Origin of the sequence: Paenibacillus sp. FSL W7-1332 (assembly GCF_037969785.1) — a bacterium.
Classification (GTDB): Bacteria; Bacillota; Bacilli; order Paenibacillales; family Paenibacillaceae; genus Paenibacillus_AQ.
The window spans coordinates 5563072-5589181 of sequence record NZ_CP150209.1; the positions used below are offsets into that span (position 1 = coordinate 5563072).

At 52.1% G+C, this 26110-nt stretch carries 19 protein-coding genes and 1 other annotated feature; of the genes, 3 read left to right on the forward strand and 16 right to left on the reverse strand.

Going from position 1 to position 26110, the window contains the following annotated elements; genetic code table 11:
* Positions 1-91 precede the first annotated feature (91 nt).
* The 3 genes from MKX98_RS25115 to MKX98_RS25125 all read right to left on the reverse strand — a co-directional run bounded on the left by MKX98_RS25115 (position 92) and on the right by MKX98_RS25125 (position 3437).
* Positions 92-1393 carry a DUF1963 domain-containing protein gene (locus MKX98_RS25115; protein ID WP_339219064.1) on the reverse strand — a complete coding sequence of 434 codons (1302 nt, stop codon included), beginning with the start codon at positions 1391-1393 and terminating at the stop codon, positions 92-94.
* Positions 1394-1752: 359 nt separating this feature from the next.
* Complete coding sequence (locus tag MKX98_RS25120) at positions 1753-2607, reverse strand: NAD(P)-dependent oxidoreductase (protein ID WP_339219066.1); 855 nt, start codon at positions 2605-2607, stop codon at positions 1753-1755.
* Positions 2608-3254: 647 nt separating this feature from the next.
* Positions 3255-3437, reverse strand: coding sequence for a GapA-binding peptide SR1P (locus MKX98_RS25125; RefSeq protein WP_194544051.1), 183 nt, complete (start codon positions 3435-3437; stop codon positions 3255-3257).
* Between the two features lie 447 nt (positions 3438-3884).
* On the opposite strand from MKX98_RS25125, the gene MKX98_RS25130 reads away from it, so the two are divergent.
* The gene (locus MKX98_RS25130) at positions 3885-4532 is read left to right on the forward strand and encodes a transcriptional regulator (RefSeq protein WP_339219071.1); all 648 of its coding nucleotides are present in this window, start codon (positions 3885-3887) and stop codon (positions 4530-4532) included.
* A 734-nt stretch (positions 4533-5266) separates the two neighbouring features.
* On the opposite strand, the gene MKX98_RS25135 is transcribed toward MKX98_RS25130, so the two are convergent.
* The 4 genes from MKX98_RS25135 to MKX98_RS25150 form a co-directional block, all read right to left on the reverse strand.
* Positions 5267-5878 (reverse strand): SRPBCC domain-containing protein, encoded by a 612-nt coding sequence (locus tag MKX98_RS25135; RefSeq protein WP_339219073.1) that lies wholly within the window; start codon positions 5876-5878, stop codon positions 5267-5269.
* A gap of 80 nt (positions 5879-5958) precedes the next feature.
* Positions 5959-6927, reverse strand: a complete 969-nt coding sequence (locus MKX98_RS25140) for a YafY family protein (protein ID WP_339219075.1) — start codon at positions 6925-6927, stop codon at positions 5959-5961.
* Positions 6928-7314: 387 nt separating this feature from the next.
* Positions 7315-8238 (reverse strand): NAD(P)-dependent alcohol dehydrogenase, encoded by a 924-nt coding sequence (locus MKX98_RS25145; RefSeq protein WP_339219077.1) that lies wholly within the window; start codon positions 8236-8238, stop codon positions 7315-7317.
* Positions 8239-8405: 167 nt separating this feature from the next.
* Complete coding sequence (locus MKX98_RS25150) at positions 8406-11228, reverse strand: LuxR C-terminal-related transcriptional regulator (protein ID WP_339219079.1); 2823 nt, start codon at positions 11226-11228, stop codon at positions 8406-8408.
* 228 nt (positions 11229-11456) lie between these two features.
* Between MKX98_RS25150 and MKX98_RS25155 the strand changes: the two genes are divergently transcribed.
* Positions 11457-12329, forward strand: a complete 873-nt coding sequence (locus MKX98_RS25155) for an AraC family transcriptional regulator (protein ID WP_339219081.1) — start codon at positions 11457-11459, stop codon at positions 12327-12329.
* A 163-nt stretch (positions 12330-12492) separates the two neighbouring features.
* Positions 12493-13563: a hypothetical protein gene (locus tag MKX98_RS25160; protein ID WP_339219083.1), complete on the forward strand. Its 1071-nt coding sequence runs from the start codon at positions 12493-12495 to the stop codon at positions 13561-13563.
* Between the two features lie 104 nt (positions 13564-13667).
* Here MKX98_RS25160 and MKX98_RS25165 read toward each other — a convergent pair whose 3' ends face one another.
* From MKX98_RS25165 to MKX98_RS25205, 9 genes are all read right to left on the reverse strand, one after another.
* A complete protein-coding gene (locus MKX98_RS25165) occupies positions 13668-14753 on the reverse strand; it encodes a nitronate monooxygenase (RefSeq protein ID WP_339219085.1) in 1086 nt (361 codons plus the stop codon).
* 207 nt (positions 14754-14960) lie between these two features.
* On the reverse strand, positions 14961-16220 hold the full coding sequence (tyrS, locus tag MKX98_RS25170; RefSeq protein ID WP_339219087.1) for a tyrosine--tRNA ligase: 1260 nt from the start codon (positions 16218-16220) through the stop codon (positions 14961-14963).
* 90 nt (positions 16221-16310) lie between these two features.
* Positions 16311-16541 (reverse strand) — a binding site (T-box leader).
* A 118-nt stretch (positions 16542-16659) separates the two neighbouring features.
* A complete protein-coding gene (gene tetB(58) / locus MKX98_RS25175; protein WP_071223302.1) occupies positions 16660-17475 on the reverse strand; it encodes a tetracycline efflux ABC transporter Tet(58) subunit B in 816 nt (271 codons plus the stop codon).
* Complete coding sequence (tetA(58), locus tag MKX98_RS25180; protein ID WP_220684216.1) at positions 17472-18503, reverse strand: tetracycline efflux ABC transporter Tet(58) subunit A; 1032 nt, start codon at positions 18501-18503, stop codon at positions 17472-17474. Before tetA(58) ends, tetB(58) begins: the two co-directional genes overlap by 4 nt.
* 298 nt (positions 18504-18801) lie before the next feature.
* Entirely contained in the window at positions 18802-19749 is a 948-nt protein-coding gene (locus MKX98_RS25185) for an ArsR family transcriptional regulator (RefSeq protein ID WP_071223304.1), read from the reverse strand.
* 241 nt (positions 19750-19990) lie between these two features.
* Positions 19991-21388 (reverse strand): family 43 glycosylhydrolase, encoded by a 1398-nt coding sequence (locus MKX98_RS25190; protein ID WP_339219092.1) that lies wholly within the window; start codon positions 21386-21388, stop codon positions 19991-19993.
* 89 nt (positions 21389-21477) lie between these two features.
* Positions 21478-23220: a sugar-binding domain-containing protein gene (locus MKX98_RS25195; RefSeq protein ID WP_339219094.1), complete on the reverse strand. Its 1743-nt coding sequence runs from the start codon at positions 23218-23220 to the stop codon at positions 21478-21480.
* A gap of 67 nt (positions 23221-23287) precedes the next feature.
* Positions 23288-24292 (reverse strand): aldose 1-epimerase, encoded by a 1005-nt coding sequence (locus MKX98_RS25200; protein ID WP_339219096.1) that lies wholly within the window; start codon positions 24290-24292, stop codon positions 23288-23290.
* A gap of 13 nt (positions 24293-24305) precedes the next feature.
* Positions 24306-26084: a sugar-binding domain-containing protein gene (locus MKX98_RS25205; protein ID WP_339219098.1), complete on the reverse strand. Its 1779-nt coding sequence runs from the start codon at positions 26082-26084 to the stop codon at positions 24306-24308.
* Between the last annotated feature and the right edge of the window lie 26 nt (positions 26085-26110).

A 26110-nucleotide genomic window follows, 5' to 3' on the forward strand; every position in this document is an offset into this window, starting at 1 on the left:
ATAATACCATACAAAAGATAGTATGGAAAAAACAGTAACTTCCCGATTTGCTTGCTGGTATCCGTAATACTTAGGGTTGCCGGATTCAGGCCTATGTCTGCTGAAACAAGGTTGCCGTCACCTGGCAGTCCGCGCACAGGAACATATAATAAATGCCTTCTCCATACTCCTCGATCTGTTCCCAATCCAGCTGCCCGATGAATGTCATGCTTTGGGAACAGCAGGAGCAGGAGGGATATACGGCGTCCTGAATCCAAGCCGGGTAGCCGCCGATTTGCGAAACCGCCGAACCGAGCGTCCAATAGGCCGCATAATAGCTGTTGCGGGGATGGTCCGCAAGCCGTAAGGACTGCCCCTCCGCCGCATAGCTTCTATCATCCTCCTCGGAATCAGGCTCCGGTAGATATTCCGGTTTAATATTAGCTTGGCTCCATTCGGATTTTCCGTGGAAATCCACATCCATATAGATCGTATCGTAACAGCTGCAATTCACACAGGTGCACACCCGCAGCCTCTCTCCGGTCAACCCCAAGAAATGAAGCTTCGGATGGCGGATGTCCAGATCCGTCAAGGTGGTCAGGCCGCTTCCGCACCATGGACAGAGAGCGGAATTCTCCTTCAAGAATTCTGCGGGTTCAGGTTCTGCTGCATAGGTGCTTTCTGATGGCACTATTTTCGCTATGGCGTAGCTGTCATGGTAGAATAGCCGGCGCTTACTTCCTTTCTCCGTAAGCTCCCAGCCCCCCTCATGCGCATAAGCTTCAGGCGGGACGTATAATTCCTCCGCCCATGATGGAGGCACGGTCCTCCATTCTTGAAATTGGTGCACGACCTGATCATCCCCGATCCAAGCCAGGGCGAGCAGCAGATGGTTGCGGTTATCCTTGTCCTGTTCCACTTGTTGAAGCAGCTCGTCTCGGCTACGGGCGGATGCATCTTTGAATAGAATGCCGGGGTAATAGATACCGCGCTCCATCAATGTCGGGATACAGGACTCAAGCGGCTTGTTCTGATAGCAGACCAGGGAAACAAGAATTTCCTGGCATGTGTCCTCATCACCTGCTTCCAGCAGATCAAGAGCAAAAGTCAGCAAGCGATCGGCCTCGCCTGGAGATAACGCCGAATATACCTCTTCTCTTTTCAGAGGATAGGGAATATATCGAATCAATGGATCCCGCTTCAGCGGGGCATGCATGATCTTAAGGATCCCTACAGGATCTGTAATCCCTTCATATAAGTCGATATCTCTCCGATTTTGTTCTATGTAACGCTGCCGTTCCGCACGCTCCATCTCCTGCTTGCACGGCATGCAATAACCGCCGGTCTTGGCCGCGGTTGCCGGTAATATCGTTGCCGAACATCCTTCGCTTCGGCATGGCAGCCGTTCTGTCATGCTAGCCCCTCCTTAATCTATGGCAAGTTCACTCAGTTGGATCCTGGCTCCTATTTCCTCACGGTCATGAATCTCCTTTATTAACTATAGCTTTCTTTTCATTCCCATATCAACAAGGAGCTCTCTTATAGACCACGACCGGCAAGGCTATGGGGTGTCGGCATATTAGGAGCATGGTAATTGAAAATAATCTTATAACGTCTCCATGGAATCGTGAGCACTGCTCCCTGAGCGCACGGTGTGTGGTCCGGGACATGCTCTACATTGTTACCCTTCAGATACGTTGTACATTGTGAATAGCATACTCCTTGTGTATGTACTCTTAACGGCGGAATCGGTTGGCGCATCGCTAAGCTCGCTCACCTAAGCGATTGCGCGAACCCTGTTCGCCACGTGGGATATAGCGGCTCCCAGCCGTACTCCTTCCGGGCTTTGGCGTTCGAAGCGCCGCGCTCGCCGCGCTTGCTCTCCGCTTGATATGCTGGAGCAGGCGCGTGCAGCGCCTCAGCATACAACGGCAGCCACAACGTACCGGCAGCAGGCTCGTCATCTACGATATTGACCGGCCCCGTCGGCCAGTCCAATGCCTGCAGTGCGGCATTCGCCGCATCCTCGACATGGAGAAATGACATAACGCCATCCGTTGCTGGAAGAGCTCGAGTTCGTACCTTTTCCGCCATGATTCCGTTGGCGTCGTACCACGTGCCGGGACCGTAGAACATTCCGTACCTTAGAATGACGTGGTTCGGCAGTTGTGCAACGGCATGTTCCAGCGAGATGATACCGTCTATCGTAGATTTGCGCGGCGGAGGCGCCTGGACATCCAGAGGGACGTTCTCGGTGGCGGGATAATCCCCGGGTTCATAGGCCCAGGCAATGCTCTGGGCAATCATGCGTTTAACGCCGTGGATCTGCGCGGCTTCTACCAGATGACGGGTGCCCTCCATCCGAATCCTCGCATTATCCTCCAGATTCCATTGGCTTAACGAAGTGAGCTGATGGATAATGACATCCGGCCGCACTTCCCCAATCGAGGCTATGATCCCTTCCCGATCAAAGGCATCCGCAACGATCCCCTTGGCTCCCCATGATTCGATCAGCCCTTTCCGCTGAGGGTCGTGGGTCATGCCGATAACTCCATGGCCGGCTTGCACCAATCTGGGAAGTAAACGCTGGCCGATAACGCCGGTAGAGCCCGCTACGAATATTTTCATAAATGACAACCCCCATTCCACTGCATATGAAGATAATTGATCCAACCCATCAAAAATGGGATATAGGCAGTTTCATCTTAGCATGACGGATGGGCAGCTATAAGTACCACTTTTCATCAAGTCAACCATGCCATTTCATTCGATTGAGAGGTTATCTCCACAGTTGGAAAGAGCATAGGACGCTCGCGTTTTTGACAAACGTGACGGAGCAGCGTAGTTGGGCAAGCACGAAGGACGCATTGGGACAAGCATGGATAGTGCAACCGCCTTTTGATAAATTCACAACATTATCGTAGTATTACAAGCGCGACAGAGTCGCAGCACCCGGAGTCAACAAGCGCGATAGAGCACCGCTGTACGTGAACCAAGCATTGTAGTTAAACAAGTACATAAAGTACATAGTTGGACAAGCACGACAGGGTATGCAGCACCCGAAGTTAAACAAGCGCGATAGAGCACCGCTGTACGTGAACTAGCATTGTAGTAAAACAGTGCATAAAACTCCGTAATTTTAGAAACACGACAGAGCACGCAGCACCCGCCGTCAACAAGCGCGACAGATCACGCAGCAATAAGCACTCTTCGTTCAACGCAAAAACGCACCACATCAAGGGGTGCGTTTTTGCGGGAACAACCTTCTTCTATCATTACTCTTCGTCTGTTACATCACTAACTGATACATGCATGTGGCTGTGCAGCTGCCGGCACTCCGGCTGATCACACACGCCATAGAAGGTAGCGATTCGATTCGTATCCACCGTATCGACTTCAGCGCTGCAATGCCTGCACAAGATGACGCCCATTTCCAACTTTTTAACGGAAGTGTTCATGCTTCACTCATCCTCTCCAGTATCAGATTGTTATGCATTTTTTATAATGATCTTCATGTAATTAATGTACAATATAAATAAATAATACACAATATATATTTATTAAATTGTTGAAATTCGTTATATATGACGTCATATTTATGAGGATAATATAAAAAAGCGCTCCATGTAGTAACATGAAGCGCTTCATGGCATGAATTTGCGAAAAATCACGCAATCACATGTTTTTTATCTTGGAAGAACTATATCGCTGTCACACATAGCTGGAGGCAATACTATTGCAAAACCCGCAAAACACGAGTTATACTAGCCATCATAAGGACGTGAAGAACACGCCGCTTCTATGCAAAGTGCCCCAATGAAGGATTGGGGTTCCATTGTATGGAGCGGCTTTTTTATTTTCTAGCGCAATCGCATTCCATCTAATACTAAGGAGGAAAAATGAACATGTCACGGTTTGATCAACAATATGAGCTCTGGATACACACGAATATTTTGAATGAAAAGAATCCCCGCAGGCTCGAAATCCTTCAGAAAGGGTTAGGCCACGGTACCGTCGAGTTTCTGCGCTCAGTGTGGTTTCCCGCAATCGGTAATTTCAATGACTTGCATCCGGAATGGGAAGTACGCGATTTCAGCAATGGTTATCGTTATTTAGACCTTGCCTACATGCCCGGTGGTGCGAGAGGAGGCATCGAAATCCAAGGATACGGCCCGCATGCCCGCGATTTGGACGTAAGAAGGTTTAAGGATTTATGCCGCCGTCACTGCTTACTGGCACTGGATGATTGGACATTCCTTCCCATTGCTTACCCCTCCATCGTCGAAGAGCCAAAACAATGCCAGCAGCTCATTTTATCCTTCGTCGGCAGATTTGTGGCGTCAGATGTACCTGCGTCCTTAAGTTGGCTGGAGGCAGAAGCTGTCCGATTTGCGCGGCGATTGCTACGCCCGATAACCCCATTAGAACTCGCAAATCATCTTAGGGTGAGTGACCGGCATACCCGACGCTTATTGCATAAACTGGTCGAGCTTCAGATACTGGACATAGCAAGCGGTGAACAACGAGCCCGTACCTATAAACTCCGCTTGTAACACAGTACCTGACAGGAGCACGTATCAGTTCCTTCAGATACCCAAGAGACGAATAAACAAACTAGTGGACACCAAATCCGTTATTCCGAAAAAAACAGCCACTTTTCCCGTTCTTCCGGACTCAGAATCCGCTATTTACTTAAAAAACCACAAATTATCACCATTCTTTATGTAATAGCGGATCTGGTGTCCTCATATTGCCCAAAACCCACCCGTCCAGACGTAATAGCGGAACCTCTGTCCTCATATTACCCAAACCCACCCGTCGGGACGTACAGCGGAACCTCTGTCCTCATAACGTCGCAGTAGCCCACCGCGAAACCACGCCTCATAAAAACATCTCTAAACTCCGCTCATCTCTAAAGTCAGCTTGTAACACAGTACCTGACGGGTGCACGTATCCGTTCCTGCAGATACCCAAATGACGAATAAACAAACTAGTGGACACCAGATCCGTTATTCCGAAAAAAACAGCCACTTTTCCCGTTCTTCCGGACTCAGAATCCGCTATTTACTTAAAAAACCACAAATTATCGCCCTTCTCTATGCAATAGCGGAACTGGTGTCCTCATATTGCCCAAAACCCACCCATCCAGACGTAATAGCGGAACCTCTGTCCTCATATTACCCTAAACCCACCCTACGAGACGTAATAGCGAACCTAAGTCCTCATAACGTTGGAGTAGTCAATTCAATCCGGTTGATAACCCTACGGTCCATATAACGGAATCTGTTCAGTTCGGCACCATCACCCGGTTTTGCAGCGTCGTCAGCATCTCATCCCAATAACACCTCATGATCTCTCTCATATAAACATCATCGAGCATCTCCTGGTGAATCGCGATGGTTGTTTTTCCAGTCTTCGTGGACAACACATAGATTTGCAGCCGGGACGGGTTGTCCCACTCCTTGCGTTTCCAAGTCAAGCGCAGCTTATGGTAGGGTACGACCACCGTAATTTTGCCGGACACGCCTTCCTTCGATTCATACTCATGCCCGACCTGCAGCTCCAGAGAAGGAACATCCCCGATCCATAATGACAGTCCCTCGGAAGACATGAGGAAATCCCAAACCCTCTCTTTTGTCGCGGCCATCGTCTTTCTGACCCCGATCTGCACCCCGGCATCTTTGGATAAGCCGACGGGCACCCGCCCCATGACCTGCTCATACATGACGGCGATCCACTCGCCCCATTCCCCGGATACTTGATGCTGCTCAACGATATGGTTTCGGATCTGCTCATGTGACCAGAGCGGGCCCACTTCCTGCCCAAGGGCCACAATCCATTCCTCCCACGAACGTTCGGTTGCTTTCATCACTTCTTGTTTAAAAATCGTGCCTGCCATCGAGCTCTCTCCTCCCTGACGCTATCTGTTGGAGTTCATTATATAATACAAACACTGACAAAGAAGGTCAGTGTTTATCTTCAGGATTGATAATATTTCAAGAGGGACTCCGCAATGTCGATCATGCCTGATTTCAGTTCCTCGGGCCCGATGATTCGAATCTTCCCGCCAAATGACAATAGGTAGTAGGCAACTTGCGTGTATAACATATGCTCATCCAGCCTGAACACCGCATGCTCCGCCGTACGTTCGACGAGGGCTTGACTGAGCAGCCAATGCGCGCATAAATCGTCCAAAGCTTGAGGGAGGCCTTGGATATGTACGGAAACCAAATGAGGATTGGATTCGGAACCTTGCCCCGATAACAAGCTGTCCAATACGTATTCCCGCGGGGAAAACGACGCCGGACGGTCAAACGCGTTGTCGGTATGCCGGATATCGCGCATACGGTCGACGCGGAAGCAGCGAATTTCACCGCGCAGATGGCAATGGCCCACCGCGTACCATTTGCTTTTCCAATGGACGAGTCCGTAAGGATCCAGGATACGTGGTTGTGTTATACCGTCATAGCCTGTGGCGTAGTCGATCTCGAGGCTGGATTGCCGGTCGATCCCCGCCTCGATCTCATGCAGTATCCTGGTAAGCGAAGAAGCTGTAGGAGGATGGATGGCCTCAATACTGCTTTCGTGGCGCTCCAAACGCTCCAGCTGCTCGGAATTCGTATATCGTTTTATTTTGGAAACGGCTCGATTAAGCGGCTCTTCGGATGGATAACCCGCTTCCCGTGCGAATGCGGCGGCATGAAGAAGCGCCCTTTGCTCATCGGCCTCAAAAAACAGCGGCTCCAGCTTGATATGCTCCGGGATGGAGTAGCCTCCATCGCGCCCAATCTCGGATACGACAGGCACGCCGGACATGCAGAGCGCGTCAATGCATCGGTAAACCGTCCGGATATGTACGCCCAGCTCCTCCGATAGTTGTTTAGCGGTTATTCTTCTTCGCGATTTCAGCAGCCATAGCATCGCCAGCATATTATCGGCTTTAGACATCGTTATGCAGCAGCCCTTCCCTTGGAATTCATATATGTGATCACATTATATATCACTTCCTAGTAGAAGGTTTAGAGATTTCTTCCTGCTTAATCCGGATGGTAATCACTGATTCCCCACGTTCTAATGAGAAAAGCCAACCCTCTGCAGGATCGGCTAGTCAATGAGTACATCGTGCGGCACTGCTACCTGTGTCCGCACGGTGAGTGGTCCGGGGCATGCTTGAATGTCTGTCTATACCTTGAATGTCTCTCTATATCCTTGGATGGCTGCTATATCCTTGAATGATGCCTAACTTCATCAGCTCTCATAATCATGCTCCGCCGTGAATGATGCCTAACTTCATCAGCTGTCATAATCATGCCCGCCGTGAATGATGACTTTTCCTCAATGATCATGGTCCACCGTGATGACAACGCTGCCCCTCTTGCGACCTTCATCCACATACCGGTGCGCCTCGGCCATTTGCTCCAATGCATACCTTCTGTCGATGACCGGCTTGATCTTCCCCGTTCCCAGCAGCTCCGCTAGCAATCTCAGATCCTCCATCAGCACCTTGGCTACCCCTTGCCCTTCAACGGTTACATAGCTCCCGCCCGGGGTGAGCAAATGCTTGCATTTGGATTTTGGCAGTTTACCGACCGCGTCCAGAATAATGTCGTATCGATCTCCGGTCGTCGTAATGTCCTCTTTGGTATAATCAAGGACCCGATCGGCTCCGAGCGACCTCACCATCCCCATATTCACGGCACTGCAAACGCCGGTTACCTCTGCTCCATAATGTTGCTTAGCAAGCTGTACGGCTAACGTCCCAACCGCACCGGACGCTCCGTAAATCAGAACCTTGTGTCCCTGCCGGATATTCCCTTTTCTAAGAAAATGCAGGGCCGTCGTTCCTCCGAAAGATACGGCGGCGGCATCGTCATAAGTCACATGATCGGGCTTTAACAGCAATAACGCATCTTCACGCATGCAGATATATTGGGCATACGTACCGAATTGCATTCCCCTGAATGCCAAGACCTGATCGCCTACCTTGAATCGCGTAACATCCCTGCCAATCGCTTCGACTTCCCCCGCCAGCTCTACCCCGAGTATCGGTTGTCTTGGCTTTCTCAGACCCAGCACCAGCCGCATGGGAATCCTGTACAAAAGAGGACTGCGAAATCCCCGCACGCGGCAATCCCCCGAATTGACGGTGGTTGCATAAATTTTGATCCGAATTTCGCGATCCTTTGGGATCGGCTTCTCTACCTCTTGCAGCTGTAAAACATCCGGTGCTCCATAAGCGGTGCATACCATTGCTTTCATGGGTTTCCTCCAAACTGGCATTTGCAATCAGTATATCTGCCGTCAGGTACCGGAACATAGATACTTAAGTATGGTTTTCTTATGGACAGCACAGTATGGTTCTCTCATGAATAGCGGTATAGGAAGGGAGATAGCCATGGATGAATATGTATACTACGATTGTCACCTTATAGTAAACCCAGCTCTCGCGCTCGCGCTACAGCTTCGGTACGGCGCGTGGCCTGGAGTTTATCGAAAATCATCCGGTTATGCCCTTTCACGGTGCTGAGCGTAACAAAAAGCCTCTCGCTAATCTGACGATTCGATAGCCCCTCGGCAATGAGACGCAGAACCTCCATCTCCCGCCGGCTTAGCGGCTCAATCAGAGAATCCGCAGGCTGAACAAACCCAGGAACGAATACGGATGTGACTCCACGTTTCAGTCCTTCAGCCTCAAATGCATGCAGCAATCGCTCCAGATAGTCACGGATGGGCCATAACAGCTTCTGCTCCGGTTTGTCTACGGCTCCTCTTAAGGGCAGCTGCTTGGGTTTGTCTACAGCTTCACTTAACAGCTTCTGCTTCGATTTGTTTACAGCTTCGCTTAATGGCCAATGCTTCGGCTTATCTATCTTCTGCCTCGGTTTGCTCAAAGCTGCTGCGTTGATCAATTCCCGCATCGGCTCCCCTTCATCGATAAACATCCGGATGAAGCCGCCCGGCTCGCCCATCTCCAGCACATCCGCAATAACTTGTGCCGCTCTCCGTTTCTCCCCATGGGCGTGAAGGGCCAAAGCCTGCAGCACCATCACCTTAAGCTGTTCGTTCATCCATTCTTTAACTTCCATATCCGTCCGCAGCTGTTCGAGGATCACCAGCGCTGTCGCCGTATCCCCCTGTGCCAGCAGCACCCTGGCTAGGCTTAGCTTGAGCTCAAACCTCTGGGCAAGCTGCAACGCTGAACTGACATCCCCTTGCCGCAGCAGGGCAAGCACCTGTGCTTCGGCAATATGGGGCAGCTGATGCGTGAAATGATACTGACGGGCGAAGTGATCCGCCTTGGCTAACATGGCAGCCGCTTCGCTCACCGCTCCCCGTGTAAGCTTCAGCCTTGCGAGAAACACCTCGCAGGCCACGCCCCTGTCGATATGCTCGAACTGCCCGGCCAAGCGGAGGGCCAGCTGTCCATGCTGTTCCGCGGCATCCAGATCATTCCACTCGCTGCATATTCGGGCTAGGCCCAGATGTGCTTCGCATGCTGCCGGCAGTGGAGGATCGCCCGCCAAATCCAGAACGCGCCGATACGTCTCGGCCGCAACATATAACTGATTCTCCGCTTCCTGAATCATTCCGAGTCCGAGCGTCGCCATCATGTTGATCGTGATGTGCCCAATCTTCTGACTGATGATCACGGCTTCCCGATACGCCTTGCCAGCAGCGGCCCGTTCCCCCTGCAGCTGGTAGGCATATCCCAGCGTCCATATCGTCGCTGTGCGCACGGGCAGATTATGCGGACTCAAAAATTCCAAGGCCCGGCGCGATTCCGCCATGATGGTTTCCGTCTGATGTTGACTGACAGCAAGCGTGGCACGTATGGAGGCGATATGCCCTATAAGATCCCGGGTATAATCGTCCTCCGCAGCTTGCAGATAGGTTTCGGCGGCTTGAAGTTTAGGTTCGATACCGGTCATTTGACCGACCATTAACATGGCGGAAGCATGCATGACATGTAGCGCGGGCCTTGCATCCATCTCCTCCTTAGGCAAGGAATCCAGCCAATGGAGCACAGGGCCTATTGCCCCACGGAAGATCAAAGGTATCCCCTTCCCTTCAATAAGGCGTGCGGCGCGATCCACATCCGAAGCGGCAATCGCATGCTGGAAAGCTTCCAGCAGAAGATCTTGACGTTCATGCCATTCGCTGGCACGACGATGCAATTCGGACACGTCCCTCTCTCCGCCAACCGCAGAAGCACCCGTTCGGGTCAGACGCTGCCGAAGCGCATCCGAGAACAAATGGTGATATCGGTACCAGCGCCTCTCCGTGTCCAGCGGAACGATGAACAGGTTGAAGCGCTCCAGGTACTCCAGGGTTTCTTGCCCGGAGATGGCGCTCAGCCGAGAATCACGAGCTCCGCTCCGAAGAACGTAGTCACACAATGGACCACACAACCGCTCAAGAATGGAGGTGTTTAGCAAAAAATCCTGAATATCCTCGGGCTGCTGCTGCAGTGCTTCTTCAACCAGGTAGTCCAGTACGTCACGGTGCTTGCCGCCGAAGGATCGGATAAAGGTGGCAGCGTCGTGATGGCCCTGCAAAGACAGCGCCGCTAATTGCAGGCCGGCAATCCAGCCCTCCGTGCGCGATTCGAGGAGCGCTGCATCCTCCGTCGACAAATCCAGTCCCATGGAGCGGCGCAGAAATTCAGAGGCTTCATCGGATGTGAAGCGCAAGTCTGATGTCCGCACTTCCGTCAACTGGTCCCGGACACGCAGCCGGGCCAAGGGCAGAGCGAGATCCTGGCGGCTGGCGATAACCACATGCATCTGCGGCGGCATGTGCTCGATGAGAAAATCAAGAGCGCTGTCTATCGCTTTGGAATCCAACACGTGGTAATCGTCAAGAACCAGAATGAACCGATTCGGCAGGGCCGCTATGTGGTTAAGGATGGCCGTGACGATACCTTCGAGCGGCAGAGGAAGAGGGGATGGCGCTTGGAGTTTGCTCATGATGCCCTCTCCGATTTCAACCCCGACGGTTTGCAGGGCGGCCACAAGATAAGCCAGGAATCTTGCGGGTTCACGATCCCCCTCCTCCAAAGACAACCAGGCGACGGGCAGCGGGGAATCTTTAATCCATTGGCTGAGCAGCGTAGTTTTACCGCAGCCTGCAGAGGCAGAAATCATAGTGAGCTTGCGCTGCAGACGCAGTCCCTCGTTCAAACCCTCGATTAGGCGGGGGCGAAGAACAGCCCTCGATCGGGGAGATGGTATATACAATTTTGTAGACAAAATAGGCGTGGACATCATAACCCCCGTTATGCCGTCATTGCAGCATTTTTTAACATATATATTATGATAAAGTGTTCGACAGCCTCCCGGTTTTCCCTCTTGTGCGCGATATTCGCTTGCTGCAGTCAAACGCAGAAGCATGATTTACAGGGTTAGGCATACGATGTATCCGAAATGCTGGAAGCCCTGTAATTGAACCCATCATTCATGCAAAAGGAGGTTTTTCAGATGAAAATTCACCATTCGATTCCTTGGCGTGACAATCTGTATCTGTTCAACTATCGAAGCGTACATACCGAGCCAGTGGAATATTTTCATTATCATGAAGGGTTGGAGATTCTGTACATTCACGAAGGCGCCGGAAGATATTTCGTCGATAATCAAACGTACTCGCTCAAGCCCGGCACCTTGGTGTTGATTAAACCTTTTCAAATTCACCATATTGAAGTCATCGTACCGCCGAATTACATTCGCAGCCTGCTGAAAATCAAAGCCTCCGTCATCGAGCGTTTCCTCACCGCACTCCCGCAGCTGACAACCGCGGTTTCACAATTGCTGGAGCATCCGTGGTCCAATCAGGTGTTTCATTTGTCGCCCAAGGATTCCATATATTTGGAAAATCAGTTTCTGCAATTGCATGAAATGCTGGCCAGCGTTCCGTCCAAGGTTCAGAAGGAAGTTGTTGCCTTGTTTTTATTTCATTTCTTCACCTACTTCAGTAGCCATATTTACCCGGCGGATCGTAGCGGGGGCTTCAAGTATCCTGCTCCCGCTGCTTCGATCGAGCCTGTCGGCGCCATGGTAAGCTGGATCGGCAAGCACTATCATCTATCCTTCACGATTAACGAAATGGCTGCGGAGCTTCATTTCTCTCCCAGTTATTTGTCCAAGCTGTTCAAAGAGCAGATGGGCATGACCATCATCGAATATACGAACAACAAGCGCTTGGAGGAAGCCAGAACGCTTCTTGGCTTGCCGTCTCTAACAATCGAAGACGTCAGTAAACAGGCCGGATTCAACTACCCCTCGTATTTTATCGCCATGTTCAAGAAAAAGTACGGTTTGACGCCTCTTCAGTATCGAATGCAGACGGAATTATGATATTTTCAAGCAGCAATGTGGTATGGGGATTGGATTATAATTAGAGCGCTTAAACAATGATTCTGATCCCTGTTAAGTGAGGTGATGTGTTTCGCACAGAAAGAATTGTAGGCAATTCATGCGACAGTACGGTGAATCGTGTCCAAAATAGCGAGGAGGTTTCATGATGATCAAGCCATCCATCAAGTTTGGCATCGTATCCTTATTTTGCTTCATGCTTGTATTTGCATTCTACCCTAGTCATATTGTAAAGGCGGCAACCAAAACGGTCCCGGCCGGTGACGTCGCGACGCTGCGGAGCTACCTAGCCAGCGCGAATCCCGGTGACATTATTGAAGTATCCGGGACCTACTCGGTGTCGGATGGAACCATTGCAACCTCCCGGAACGGATCGTCAGGCAATTACATTACGATTCGCGGCACGGGCAGCGGAGCCACTTTTCATTTCACCGCATCGGCAGGCAATGCGGCTTTCCATATCAAGAACAGCTATTATAAGCTGGAGAATGTGACGATCAACTCCAACTCCAAATCAAACAAAGGCCTGCTGATTGAGGCCTCTCACGGCTACGTTACCAACGTAACGGTCAAAAATACGACGGCAGAAGCGTTCAAGATTCGGAAAAACAGCCAGTACTGGCTTGTCTCGAACAGTACCGCCCATAGCGCGGGGCAAGGCGGGAAGTTCGGCGAGGGCTTCTATGTGGGGGATGCCGATCAGAACTGGACCACACTGCCCAATCCGGATCGAAGCGGATACATTACGTTCCTGAATTGCAGCGCCATACAGACCAAAAACGACGGCTTTGATTTTAAAGAGGGTACGCATCATATCAAAGTGATCGGCAGCACGGTTGACTTTCAGAATACAGTGCCGGAGTCGACCGTGGGCAACAACGGAATATTCATGCGGGCCAATGACGTACAGATCATCAACACCACCGTCAAAAACAATGCGGCCACGGGCCAGGCATTCAGAACAAGCAAAACCACGGCCTCGGACGGAGTGTCCTACGGAAGCAATCTGGAGCTTAAGAACGTAACCGCATCGAATATTTCGGGAGCGATGATTTACACGAACTATACGTCGAACAAATTGTATACCGACTATACCATGACCGGTGTTGCCGGAGGACTCTACGCTTCCGGCTCCAAAACAGCGACTTCTTCCAATCCGTCCTCCTTCGTGGAGATGACGTGGAGCGGCGAAGGCGGAGATACTTACGGCTTCTAGCCAAAAGATATGCAGGCCACCTTATGGGTTTTCTTCAGGTGGCCTGCTGCTTCATGTTTTCCTAAGCGAATGGCATAATCCGCTCTCATCTCCAATGATCGGATTTACGAAGAAAATGAGCAGATCAACAACGCTTCCCGGATCGTCTCGGCTACAATATCCGCTGCCGTTTGTCCTGCAGTCAGGCCTCTGGTGCCTTGCCCCGCCCACAATGACATATACTCCGGATTGTCTTGGCGATTAGCCGCGTTTCGGATGTCGCGGGTCACCGTATTCTGCGTAGGAAAAGGCAGCGGCTCTATGCCGCTCTGGTCCCATTGCCGGATGAATGCATTGCCGATTCCCCTTGCAGGCCGTCCCGAGAACGCTTTGGTGATCACCGTGCTCTCTTCCGTACTCTGAAGGAGCGCTTGCTTGTAAACCTCATGCGCACCCGATTCGACTGCGGTCAGGAATCGCGTCCCCATCTGAACGCCTTGGGCTCCAAGAACAAGCGAAGCTGCGAGCCCGCGTCCATCCATCACGCCTCCGGCGGCAATAACGGGGATCTTGATGTGATCCACGATTTGCGGTACCAAGGCAAACGTTCCGATCTGGGCCCCCATCGGGTGCTCCGAAATATCAAACGTTCCACGGTGTCCCCCCGCTTCGCTGCCTTGGGCAACGACGGCATCACACCCTGCCTGCTCAGCCAGCATGGCTTCGCGGACTGTGGTAGCCATCGCAACAACCCGAAGCCTAGCCGCTTTTGCTTGCTGCATATGAGGCTCATCCAGAATCCCGAATGCCGTACTGATGACAGGCACCTTCTCTTCGATCAGAACCGCGAATTGCTGCTCGAACCAATCCGGGGTTGCTACGTGGTCCTTGCCCGCATGGGGAATGCCAAGATCATCCCGCATCCGGTTTAACTCCTGTTGAACCTCTCCGATTCGCTCATGGCGATCCCGGGCACCGGGCACAAAAAGGTTGACGGCAAAAGGCTGATCCGTCCGCTTGCGGATTTCCTGAATGCTGTCGCGAATGGCAGCCGGCTCCATGTAAGCCGCACCCAGCGTGCCGAGTCCGCCTGCGTTGGATACGGCGGCGACCAGTTCTACTGTTGTCGGTCCTCCGGCCATCCCTGCCTGCAAGAGCGGATAACGGATTTGGAACAGCTCGCACAGCTCGGTCTGCAGTTGAATGTTCATGATATCATCTACCTCCTTTAACACTACAAATATTATCCTATTAAATGAGAGAAACTTTCAAATAAAAGAAGAACGCCAATAGGCCAACCAAAAGATTCTGGATAACCTGGTAATATGAAAGCCGCTAAGCACATGAAACGTGTTTAGCGGCTTTTTATGGGTGTTTTCGTCCAGGGAGACCGTTCTCCCCGATGGTTACAACGTCTTCTAGGACATTTTCACCAAGCTGTAGTTTTTCTTGCCTTTGCGAATGATGATGAAGCGGCCGCCGATCGCTTGGTCGGCTGTCACCTCGTGACCGACGTCGCTGATACGCTCGCCGTTCATCGAGATGGAGCCTTTGGTAATATCCTCACGAGCTTGCCGCTTGGAAGGCTCGATGCCCAGATCCACAAGCCAGTCCACGATATTCTTCGTTTCCGGCGTGGCTTCGAAAGTCGGCATCTCCTTAAATCCCTGCTCGATCTCATCGGCCGTAAGGGATTTAATATCGCCGCTGAACAAAGCCGCCGTAATGCGCTTAGCCTGCTCCAGCATCTCTTCGCCGTGCACGAATCTCGTCATTTCCTCAGCCAGCATTTTTTGCGCTTCGCGTTTATGCGGCTCGCTCTGCACCTTTTCGGCCAATTCGTCAATTTGCTCTTTGGTCAAGAAGGTGAAGTACTTCAGGTATTTCACAACGTCGCGGTCGTCGGTGTTCGCCCAGAACTGGTAGAACTCGAACGGCGTCGTTTTGTTCGGGTCGAGCCAGATCGCGCCGCCGGCCGTTTTGCCGAACTTCGTGCCGTCGGCCTTCAGCATGAGCGGTATGGTCAGGCCGAATGCTTTTGCTTCGGGCCCTTCTTTCTTCCGGATCAGATCCAGGCCGCTTGTAATGTTGCCCCATTGGTCCGATCCGCCGATTTGCAGCTGCACGTCCTCATGCTGGTACAGATGCAGGTAGTCGACCGACTGCAGGATTTGGTATGAGAATTCCGTAAACGAAATCCCGCTGTCAAGCCGGCTCGCAACCACGTCCTTCGCCAGCATCGAATTAATGCTGAAGTTCTTGCCGTAATCGCGCAGGAATTCGATGATGTTGATTTTATGCGTCCAGTCGTAGTTGTTAACCATGCGGATTTGATTGTCACCCTCGGTTACGAAGAGCTTTTTCATTTGCCCGGTCAGCGCGTCAACGTTAGCCTGAACCTGCTCCAGCGTCTGCAGGGAGCGCTCAGTTTGACGTCCGCTTGGATCCCCGATGGTGCCTGTCGCTCCCCCGATCAGAATGACCGGACGATGGCCGGCAAGCTGGAAGCGTTTGAGCATGATAAAGGGAATCAGGTGACCGATATGCATGCTGTCGCCCGTTGGGTCCACGCCGCAGTACAGCGAGATGGATTTTTCATTCGTAAGCTCCCGGAGGCCTTCGGCATCCGTCTGTTGGTTGATCGCATCGCGCCATTCCAGTTCGTCGATAATATTCACAGTGTTAACACTCCTTTTAGTTCAGTAATTTCCTTATAACGAAACGTCCAACTCGTTGAAAAACAAAAAATCGCCCCTTGTCTGTATAGACATAGGGACGATTGTTAACCGTGTTACCACCCTGATTGCACGAATGATCTGCACGCTGCCGCGCGTCATTCATGCCGCTCATTAGACGAGATATCGTTCGTCGTTTCCGCTCGGCATTACCCGAGATACTCCAGAGTGTATTTCGCCGCCTTGGTGTGTACCGGGTTCCATCATCCCCCGGCTTTCTAGAACAGGGACCAAGCTGCTACTGGGCTCTTTCAACGTATGTCGCTTATAAGATTACAGACAGTATAGTGAATTAATAAATCGATGTCAACCTGCGTTTCGGACGGAAGTCCTGCTTTCCCCGGCAGGATGGGTAAACGCCGTTAGGCGAGCCCCCTTGGTATCAAGTGCGGCGCATGTACGCACGAACCGTAATGGGAGCAAAGATCGCCACGATAACCGCGGCACCAACCAAGGATATCGTGAGATCCCAGCCCACAGTGCCAGCGTTGGTGAGATCCCGAACGGCTGTTACAAGATGCGAGATCGGATTCATATTGACGAACCACTGCAGCCAGCCCGGCATCGTATCCACCGGCACAAACGCGTTGGAGAGAAACGTGAGCGGAAATAGCACGATCATCGATATCCCCTGCACGCCGGAGGCAGATCTTGCAATCACGCCGCAGAAAGCAAAAATCCAGCTAATGGCCCATGAGCACAAAATGACGACCAACCCCGCAAGCGCAACATAACCCAAGCCGCCCTCAGGCCGGTACCCCATAATATATCCCATCGTAAAGGTAAGCACCGTCGCAATGGTATACCGAATCGTGTCTGCCAGCAGGGCGCCCGCCAGCGGTGCGATGCGTGCAATCGGCAGCGATTTGAATCGGTCGAATACGCCTTTATCCATATCCTCGCGCAGTTGAACGCCTGTGACGACGGAGGTCGTAATCACGGTCTGGACGAGGATGCCGGGAATGATGACGGGCAAATAACTCGCCACGTCACCGGAGATGGCGCCCCCAAAAATATAGGTGAACATCAGCGTAAAAATAATGGGCTGAAACGTGACGTCAAACAACTGCTCGGGCGTGCGCCGGAGCTTCAGCAGCCCGCGGTAAGCCATCGTCAACGAATTTCGGACCGTCTGACCCAAACTCGTGCGGTTCTTAAGCTGACGTTCCGTCCCAGGCTGAATCATGGAGCTGCTCATACCCGTGCCACCTCTCGATCATTGGATTCATAAGACCCTTGGGCAGCGTCTTCCTTCACGCCGTGGCCGGTGATCGTCAGGAACACCTCATCCAGGGTCGGCTTCTGCACGCTCATCTCGGACAAGCCGATTCCTGCCGTTCGCAGCTCGATCAACAGGTCTGTAACAAGACCCGCATTTGCCATCGGCGCCGTTATCTTTCCGGCTTCCGGCGATACATTGGCATGGACGCCTAACACTTGTTCCACGGTATGGCGGGCGCGATCCATGTCAACCGAATCCTCGACAGTCAAATGCAGCGAGGAAGTGCCTACCGACATCTTCAGTTCATCGGCCGTACCCTCGGCCACAACCCGGCCGTAATCGATAACGGCGATGCGGTCTGCCAGCTGGTCCGCCTCCTCGAGATACTGCGTGGTCAGCAATACCGTTGAACCGGTATTCACCAATCGGCGGATCGTATCCCACATCTGGGAACGCGTCCTTGGATCCAGCCCCGTCGTCGGCTCATCCAGGAAGATGAGCGGTGGCTGGGCAATCAGGCTTGCCGCCAGATCCAGTCTTCTCCGCATGCCGCCGGAGAAATTTTTTAGCGGCCGCTTCGCGGCTTCCGACAAACCGAATTCCTCAAGCAGCTCTTCCGCCTTGCGCCTTGCCTCCTTACGCCCCAAACCAAGCAAACGGGAGAATATAATCAGATTCTCCGTAGCGCTGAGCGATTCGTCCACCGACGCGTATTGGCCGGTTACCCCGATCAACTGACGGACAATCTGCGATTCCGCCTGCACATCATGTCCGAAGATTCGGGCCGAACCCGCATCCGGTCTTAGCAAGGTCGCCAGCATTCGGATGGTGGTCGTCTTGCCTGCCCCATTCGGGCCAAGCACACCGTAGATCGTTCCGGTACGTACGTTCAGATCCACCCCATCCACGGCGCGGTTATCGCCGAATGTTTTGACCAGTCCGTAAGCCTCAACGGCCAAGTCGCCAGGTTTTGGTTCTATTTTCTTTTTGTATGCATGCTCCATTATGATTTCCTCCTCTTCGCTAATGGATGATGATTGAATCGTAGCACCCCTAGTTAAACGGAATGTAAACCGGGAAAAGAATGGGCTCTTTTCATGAAAATGATCCTCATTCGATAAGGATTCGCGTGTTACTCCGAATACTTCTAAGGGCAAACAAAAAAAAGCGACAGCACAGAAACACCTTCTGCACTGCCACTTTATCCTTTATCTAAACGGGAAACCTCTTCGCCAACAAGCTGCCGCTGACTTGCCTCTTCTTCGTCAACAGCTAAGCCTTCGGCCACTTATACAAGCGTGATTAAAGGTCTTCCCCATCCTGATCCATCGTATATTTCAACTGCATGATGATATTCTGTTCGTGATCTCCAAACTGGCGACCGAACAGATTCAGCCCTCCTTGATTGACGGCATCGGGCTTAATGCCGATACGCAGCCGCAATTTGGGACTCTCGGAAAGATTCAGCTCAGCCAATGTAACACCCGACACTTTCTCCATATCCAGCGTCGTCTTCTCATGATCAACCCGCCAAGTCTTAAGAAACCCGTACTGCGTTGCCCAATCATACCACCAATTCGGGTTCAGCTTGCCGCGCCGATCCCCGAAATCGCCGGGGCTTGTCCACATGCCAATTTCAACGCCATTGACCCACACGGAAATATTCGAAGGCCAGTTATGATCATAATTGGGCGCCTCGGAACACATCTCCATGGACAATTCAAGCGATTCGATGCGAGCTCCGGCCGGAATATCCATCGGCATCAAATATTCCAAATATCCCTTGCGCAGCCAGATGATCTGGGCATTAACATGCTTGGGATGGTAAAAGCTCGCCGGCTCGTCTTCCTTTATGATATACCCGTCGGCATTCGCCATTCCGCATGTCGGCGATACTTCGCAATCGCTGTAATGGCCAATCGGCATCTCTACTTCATAGACATGCGTTACTCCTTTGGGTACCGAGTTTCTCAAATTCAACGCAATATGAATATCATCATAATTCCGGCTGCAGACCTTCATGGCCCCACGTGACGCCGGAAGCAATTCCGTATTAATTAACTCAGCCGCTTCCAACACTTTGATATTGCTCGCTACCGTCGAAACGGGGAGTTTGAGCTTCTCGGCGATTTCTATGATATTCAAGTTCTTGGAATTCAAGAGCCTTAGAATATCAACCCGAGAACGTGTTGACAAGGCATGGGCTACCGTGACCAATCTTTCCGGGTCGTTAAAACCAAGTTCCAGCACAAATCTGCTCTCCTTTAAACATATTCATTACAATAATTTTACTTCTTAATGAAATGAAAAACAATCACACTGGAAAGGCTTACACCAGCCATTTTCCTGCGTCTTGCCATACGGCATCATATAGCCGGACAAGCAAACCATGACTTTCATAGCCAGAAATGGCCTCCGGGAGAACCGGAAGCCATCCATGATCAAGCTAACAACTCTTTATTTATCGACCCACTATGCCATCGGCTGTGTCCTAATTCGCAGGCTTGATGTCAATAAAGTCGATTTCTCCATATCCCTCGCCTTTTGAAAAACGTATCGTGTTCACGCCGGCCTTCAACTGAATCCGCGCCGTGGACAGTCCCCAGTTCTCCCATCCTTTATTCGTGATATGGAACTTGCTCGCCGTACCGGCATTTACGCTGAGCATGAGATGGGACCAATTCCCCCCGGCTGTCCCGTTCGCCGTGCGGGCGAGCAGAATGTATTCGCCTGCCGACGCGACATGAACCGTGAATTCCACATAACTCTCCGGCGTATCGATATGCCCGGCCTTCATGCCTCCCGAGCCGTTAGGGCTCTGAGATGCATAGGCGATACCGCCGAATGTCCCTTCCTCGCCTTCGTAACGGATATGTGCTGCTTCGCCGGAAGGCAAGGTTATCGGAGCATTCGGATTCACCGGGACGCCGAGATTTGGCGTGTTGTCGGCATGCCACGTGAATTTCTGCATTCGAACCTCGCGGTTCCACCCGGCATTATTGTATTTGGCGACATGATAGAGTATCCAGTCCTCCGTACCGTCGGGCGACTTGGTGAACGAATGATGACCCGGTCCGTACAAACCGTTACCGGACTTGAATATAGGCTGGCTGCGTTTGCTCCATGATGCCGGATTCAGCAGATCGCTGGTTACGCTGGCCGTGATGAGGCCCAGGCAATAGTCGTTCGTCCAGCTTCCGCTTGCCGAGTATACCAGATTGATGAGACCGTTTCGCACAATCACCTGAGGCCCTTCGTTTACGTGCGGAGAATGGTTCGTTTCCCAGCTGTGAGTAGGCCTTGCGATTTCAACGCGATTCGAATCGATCGTCCAGGGATTGCTCATGCGGGCGATATACAAATTCTGCCGGACATTGGTGTCGCCTTCCCAGCCGGACCATATAAAATACAGCTGACCGCCTGTTTGCAGCACCGTGCCGTCAATCGCCCATTTGTTCGTCGGGTCTGTAATCTGGCCTTTGTACTGCCAGGTTCCCTGCGTCGGGTCCGCCGACGTGTTCTCCATGACATACATGCGGTGGTTGACGTTATCCCCGTCATCCTTGGCATAGTAGATGTACCAGGCCCCATTGATGTAATGCAATTCGGGAGCCCAGATGCTGCAGCAGCCCGTTTCCACTACCCTCGTCGGAGCTGCATCAATCGTCGTAAGCTGTGCGGACTTCCATATGGTCACATTTCCGCCGGTTGTTTTTGTGAAGTAGTAAAAGCCGTCGGTGTGTTTATAAACCCATGGATCCGCGCCCTCCTGCATGACCACGTTGTAGAAGTTATTTTGAAGCGTAGCCGCATGTGTCGCCTGACCCATAGGAAGAATAAGGAATGCGCATATCGTGAGCAATAATTTGTTCCGGTAATTCACCTTCATCCTTCGTCACGTTCCTTTCGGATAATATGCAATCATACATCATGCAGAAATGTAACACTGCCTACTTCGATAACGGTCATGATAACGGCTCAATCTTCAATCGCGGCCTTACGGGAATTGATGCGGCGAATCACGTCGGGATCGAATTTTGGACGTCTGTCATAGGTATACAATCCGTTCACTTCCTGCTCCACGTCGTACAGCTGGGTATAACAAAAACCGAACATCATCGGATGATCCAGCAGCACATTCGTTAAGCCCGCATAACGCGTTAGAAACGCTGCTTCGGATGTCGGCCTGTCGCCGTACCCCCAGGACTTCTCGTCTTTTTGGTCCGGATTCCACCATATGCCGCCATATTCGCTGATGAAATAAGGCTGGCCTTCATACTGCTGCCGATTCGGGAAGCTATTGTACACCTCTCCACCGTTCTTCATCGGCTCATATCGCTGTTTGAACGTCTCCGGGTTCTGGTCGTAATCATGGATATCGAAAATATCCGTCACGACATGGAAGTTGCCGCTCGTATCAATCACGGGACGCGTCGGGTCCATTTTCTTCGTGACTTCGTATACAATACGCAGTACGTCGTTATTTTGCTTGGAGCCGTCCCGGTCCCACGTCTCGTTGAAGGGACACCAGCCGATGAGGGCCGGATGATTGAAATCGCGCTCCACCCCTTCGAGCCATTCCGGCAGAAAATGGGACAACCCCTCCGCCGTGGTAATGTCGAGCCCCCAATTGGCATGCTCTCCCCATACCAGATACCCTAACCGGTCAGCCCAATACAGAAAGCGCGGTTCGAACATCTTCTCGTGAAGCCTTGCGCCGTTAAAGCCGAGTCCCATCGAAATTTCGATATCTTTGCGGAGATCCTCATCGCTTGGCGCGGTGTAGACCCCATCCGGATAGAAGCCTTGATCCAGCACAAGTCGTTGAAATACGGATTTGCCGTTGATGCGGAAGGCCATTCCGTCCAGCATGACGGTTCGGAGCCCGAAATAGGATTGGACGGTGTCACACACCTGATCCTGTCCTTGCAGGGATAATTCCAGATCGTACAGCCTGGCCTGACCCACCTCCCACAAGTGAACCTCCGATAATGGAATGGTAAGTTTGACGTACGGCCCGGATACGACGGCACTCGCATTCCCTACCGCTTTCCCTTCATACTGGGCGGATGCGGTCAGTTTATGGCCTGCTGCGTTCCCGTTGATCTTAATCTCGAGGTGGGCACAGCCATTATCCGGGTCACCCACCAGCTTCATGTCGGACATATAGACCCGCGGCACTTGCTCCAGCCATACCGTCTGCCAAATCCCCGTCGTACGGGTATAATCGCAGCCATGCGAGTGGAAGCGTCCGCTTTGTTTTCCGCGCGGCTGGCGTCCGGAACGGACGTCATCCTCCGCACAGACGGTAATCACGTTCTTGCCCGGTATTACATGCGAGGTGATATCTAAGCTAAAGGGCGTATATCCCCCGCGATGCGATCCTACGGATACACCGTTTACCCATACTTCCGCCTCGTAATCCACAGCCCCGAAGTGAAGCAGGATGCTGCCTTCCCATGCTTCAGGCACGGTAAAATCCCGCTTATACCATACGGCTGCCATGAAATCCTTATATTCAACGCCGGACAGCTTGCTTTCGGGGCAGAAAGGAACGGTGATCGTTCCGGACAGATCATGTCCCGGCTCATGGAATCCGCGCTCCTTCCCGCTTTTCCCATGATCGATTTCGAATTGCCAAGAACCGTTCAGATTGATCCAGTCGGGTCTTACCCATTGCGGACGGGGGTACTCCGGACGCGGCAGTGTTAATTCAGTCATGTTTAACTCCTTCTTATATGTTTAATTTGTCGGCATTTATCTTTCTGCCGACTGTCACCTGCGGCTTTTAGCCTTGGCTTTCCTTCACATACAGCCTGCTGGTCTCTTCCCAGATTTCATTCGGTTCAAGGCTGAAACATCCGATCTCTTCAGCTTCCATGTCCATATTGGGTGCATTGACCAGATTGATCTGCGGCTCAGGGCAAAAGAAACCCTCGGTCGCTTCGTTGTTCCAGATCATCCATTGTTTATAGGAGGTGCCTACGTCATAGACCAGCGTCAGTTTCTTCGCCCCATCGGTAAGCTCCATCCGGTTTCTTCCGTTTTGGGGCTCGGCTGTATAATGATTGTCCATCCCTTCAAAGAAAGGATAAACGCCTGCTCCTTGCATGGCCTGCTCGTTCGCCGACAGCTCCTGGTGGGAGCCAGTGGGCAGCATTCGACCATCCAGCTCCCATCGCTTCCCGACGGTCAGCTTTAAGCGGTAATCCCGGGCGTCGCCTCCCTCGGTAAATGGCGCGTTAACGGACGTATGAAACGCCAGCAGACACGGCATGGCTTCTTGGCCTGTATTGGTAATCGTTACCCGCTGGGATAGCCCCTGCTCGCTTAATCCGTACCGAAGCTGAATATGGAACCGGAACGGGAAGCTCCGAAATACCGGATGCCGTTCATCCACGCGGACAGACACGGTCACATAAGCTTCCTGCCCGGAATGCCCGTATTCATCAACCTCCCATGGAATATTGTACAGAAATCCATGCAGATGATGACCGGTTGCCTCTTCATTAACCGGCAGCTGATGGATTTTGCCGTTCCACCGGAACCGGCCATCCTGATACCGGTTCGGGGGAAACAACACCGGAATGCCATGGATCATCGGCCTTGCTTTGAAGGCCGACATTTCGTTAAGCGTCGGTTCATGCAGAAACCGGCAGCCCTTATCGAGGTCCCGGAACGATATCAAATTCCCGCCGATATCCGGAAGCATGATAGCCTCATAACTCCCGGCTCTTAAATAAACTGCTTTCTCGTTATGGTATACTCCTTCGTAAGCATTCGTCCCGTCCATTTCTCCACACCTCCTATTGTCCCGTCATGATGCTGCGTATGGTTTCAAGCGGCGCTTTGGGCTTGCGGTCATACGTCAGCAAGCCGTTGATCTCCTGCTCGACATCCGTCAGCTGCGTGTAGCAGTATCCCTGGATCACCGGGGAAGAGAACATGGGATCCACTACGGCCTTGAGCCGGATCAGGAAATCCTCCTCGTTCTCGGCTCCGGAATATCCCCAGCCTTCCCAATCGCTTTTCTTGAAGGCAATGCCGCCAAACTCCGACACCAGGATGGGTTGGCCTTCATAGGAAGCACCGCCGACGAATATCCTCCGGTTGGCCGGCATGGCTTCCACCGCCGATGCTGCTGTTGCATACCTCTTCTCCAGCACTTCCTGGCGGCTCTCGTAGTCATGAATCGTGACCAGGTCCGTGGTCATATGCTCCCATCCATCGTTATAAACAACCGGCCTGCTATCATCCAAAGACTTCGTTAAATGATACATCGCAAGCCCGTGCTGCTGCTGACGCTTATCCAGCTGAACATTCGGAACTCCCCAGCTCTCATTGAGAGGAACCCAGGTTACGATGCAAGGATGGTTATAATCCCGTTCGATGATCTCCTGCCATTCCGCTGTGAAGCGGCGAACATACGACTCGGAATATTCATATGCGTTGGCCGCCTCGCTCCATAACAGCAGGCCGAGCTTATCGCACCAGTACAGGAACCTGGGGTCCTCCGTCTTCTGGTGCTTCCTCACGCCGTTGAATCCCATTTCCTTCGCCAGCTCCACATCGCGCTTCAAAGCCTCATCCGACGGCGCTGTTAGAATTCCCTCAGGGAAATACCCCTGGTCGAGCACGAGCCTTTGAAAATACGGGCGGTTATTCAGGCATAGCTTGCCGTTCTCGATTGATACCTTCCGCATCCCGAAATAGCTGGATACTAAATCGACGACGTTCTCATCCTGAACAAGGCGGAATTCGATTGTATACAGGTTCGGATGCTCAGGGCTCCACAGGCGTCCCAGACCATGATCCGTAAAATCACTCAAACCGATGGACCGCAGCTGCTCCGCGTTTCGAATTGCATATTGATCTTCGGCAACTTGTTCACCCTTATACGATACGGTGATCTGCAGCTTGAGATTCTCCATCGACTTGTAACCCTCAAGGAAGGTCCGAATGCGTATTTCGTTCCGGTCAATGTCGGGTGTCATCCTTATTTTTCTCAGATGTACCGAGGATACCGGCTCCAGCCACACGCTCTGCCAGATGCCGGTCGTACGGGTATAGAAAATGCTTGCCGAATGCTCAAGCCAGTACTGTTTGCCTCGCGGCAGGGTGACGTCTCGGCTGAAATCCTCCGCCCGCAGCACGATCGTGTTGCTTCCTTCCGCGAGCGCGGCCGTAATGTCGGCCTGGAACGGCGTATGCCCGCCTTCATGCATCGCCACTAAATGCCCGTTTACCCACACTTTGGCGAAATAATCCACGGCGCCGAAATGAAGCATAATCCGCTTCCCGTTCCAGTCCTGCGGCACGTCGAACGTTCTGCGGTACCATACCACATCATGAAAGGAAGGGTCGCCGATGGCGCTCAGCTTGCTTTGGAACGTAAAGGGCACGTTGATTTTCCGCGTGAAGGAAGCCTTCGCTTCCACCCGATGCCACCCTGCATCCTCGCCGATGGCTTCATCATCAAAACTGAAATCCCATTCGCCATTGAGGGTTAACCACTCTTTACGCTCAAACTGGGGTCTCGGATATTCATTGCGAACCGTTTGTGTCTTGCTAACTTCTGTCGTCAAGATGCAACTCACTCCTAATGATTCAG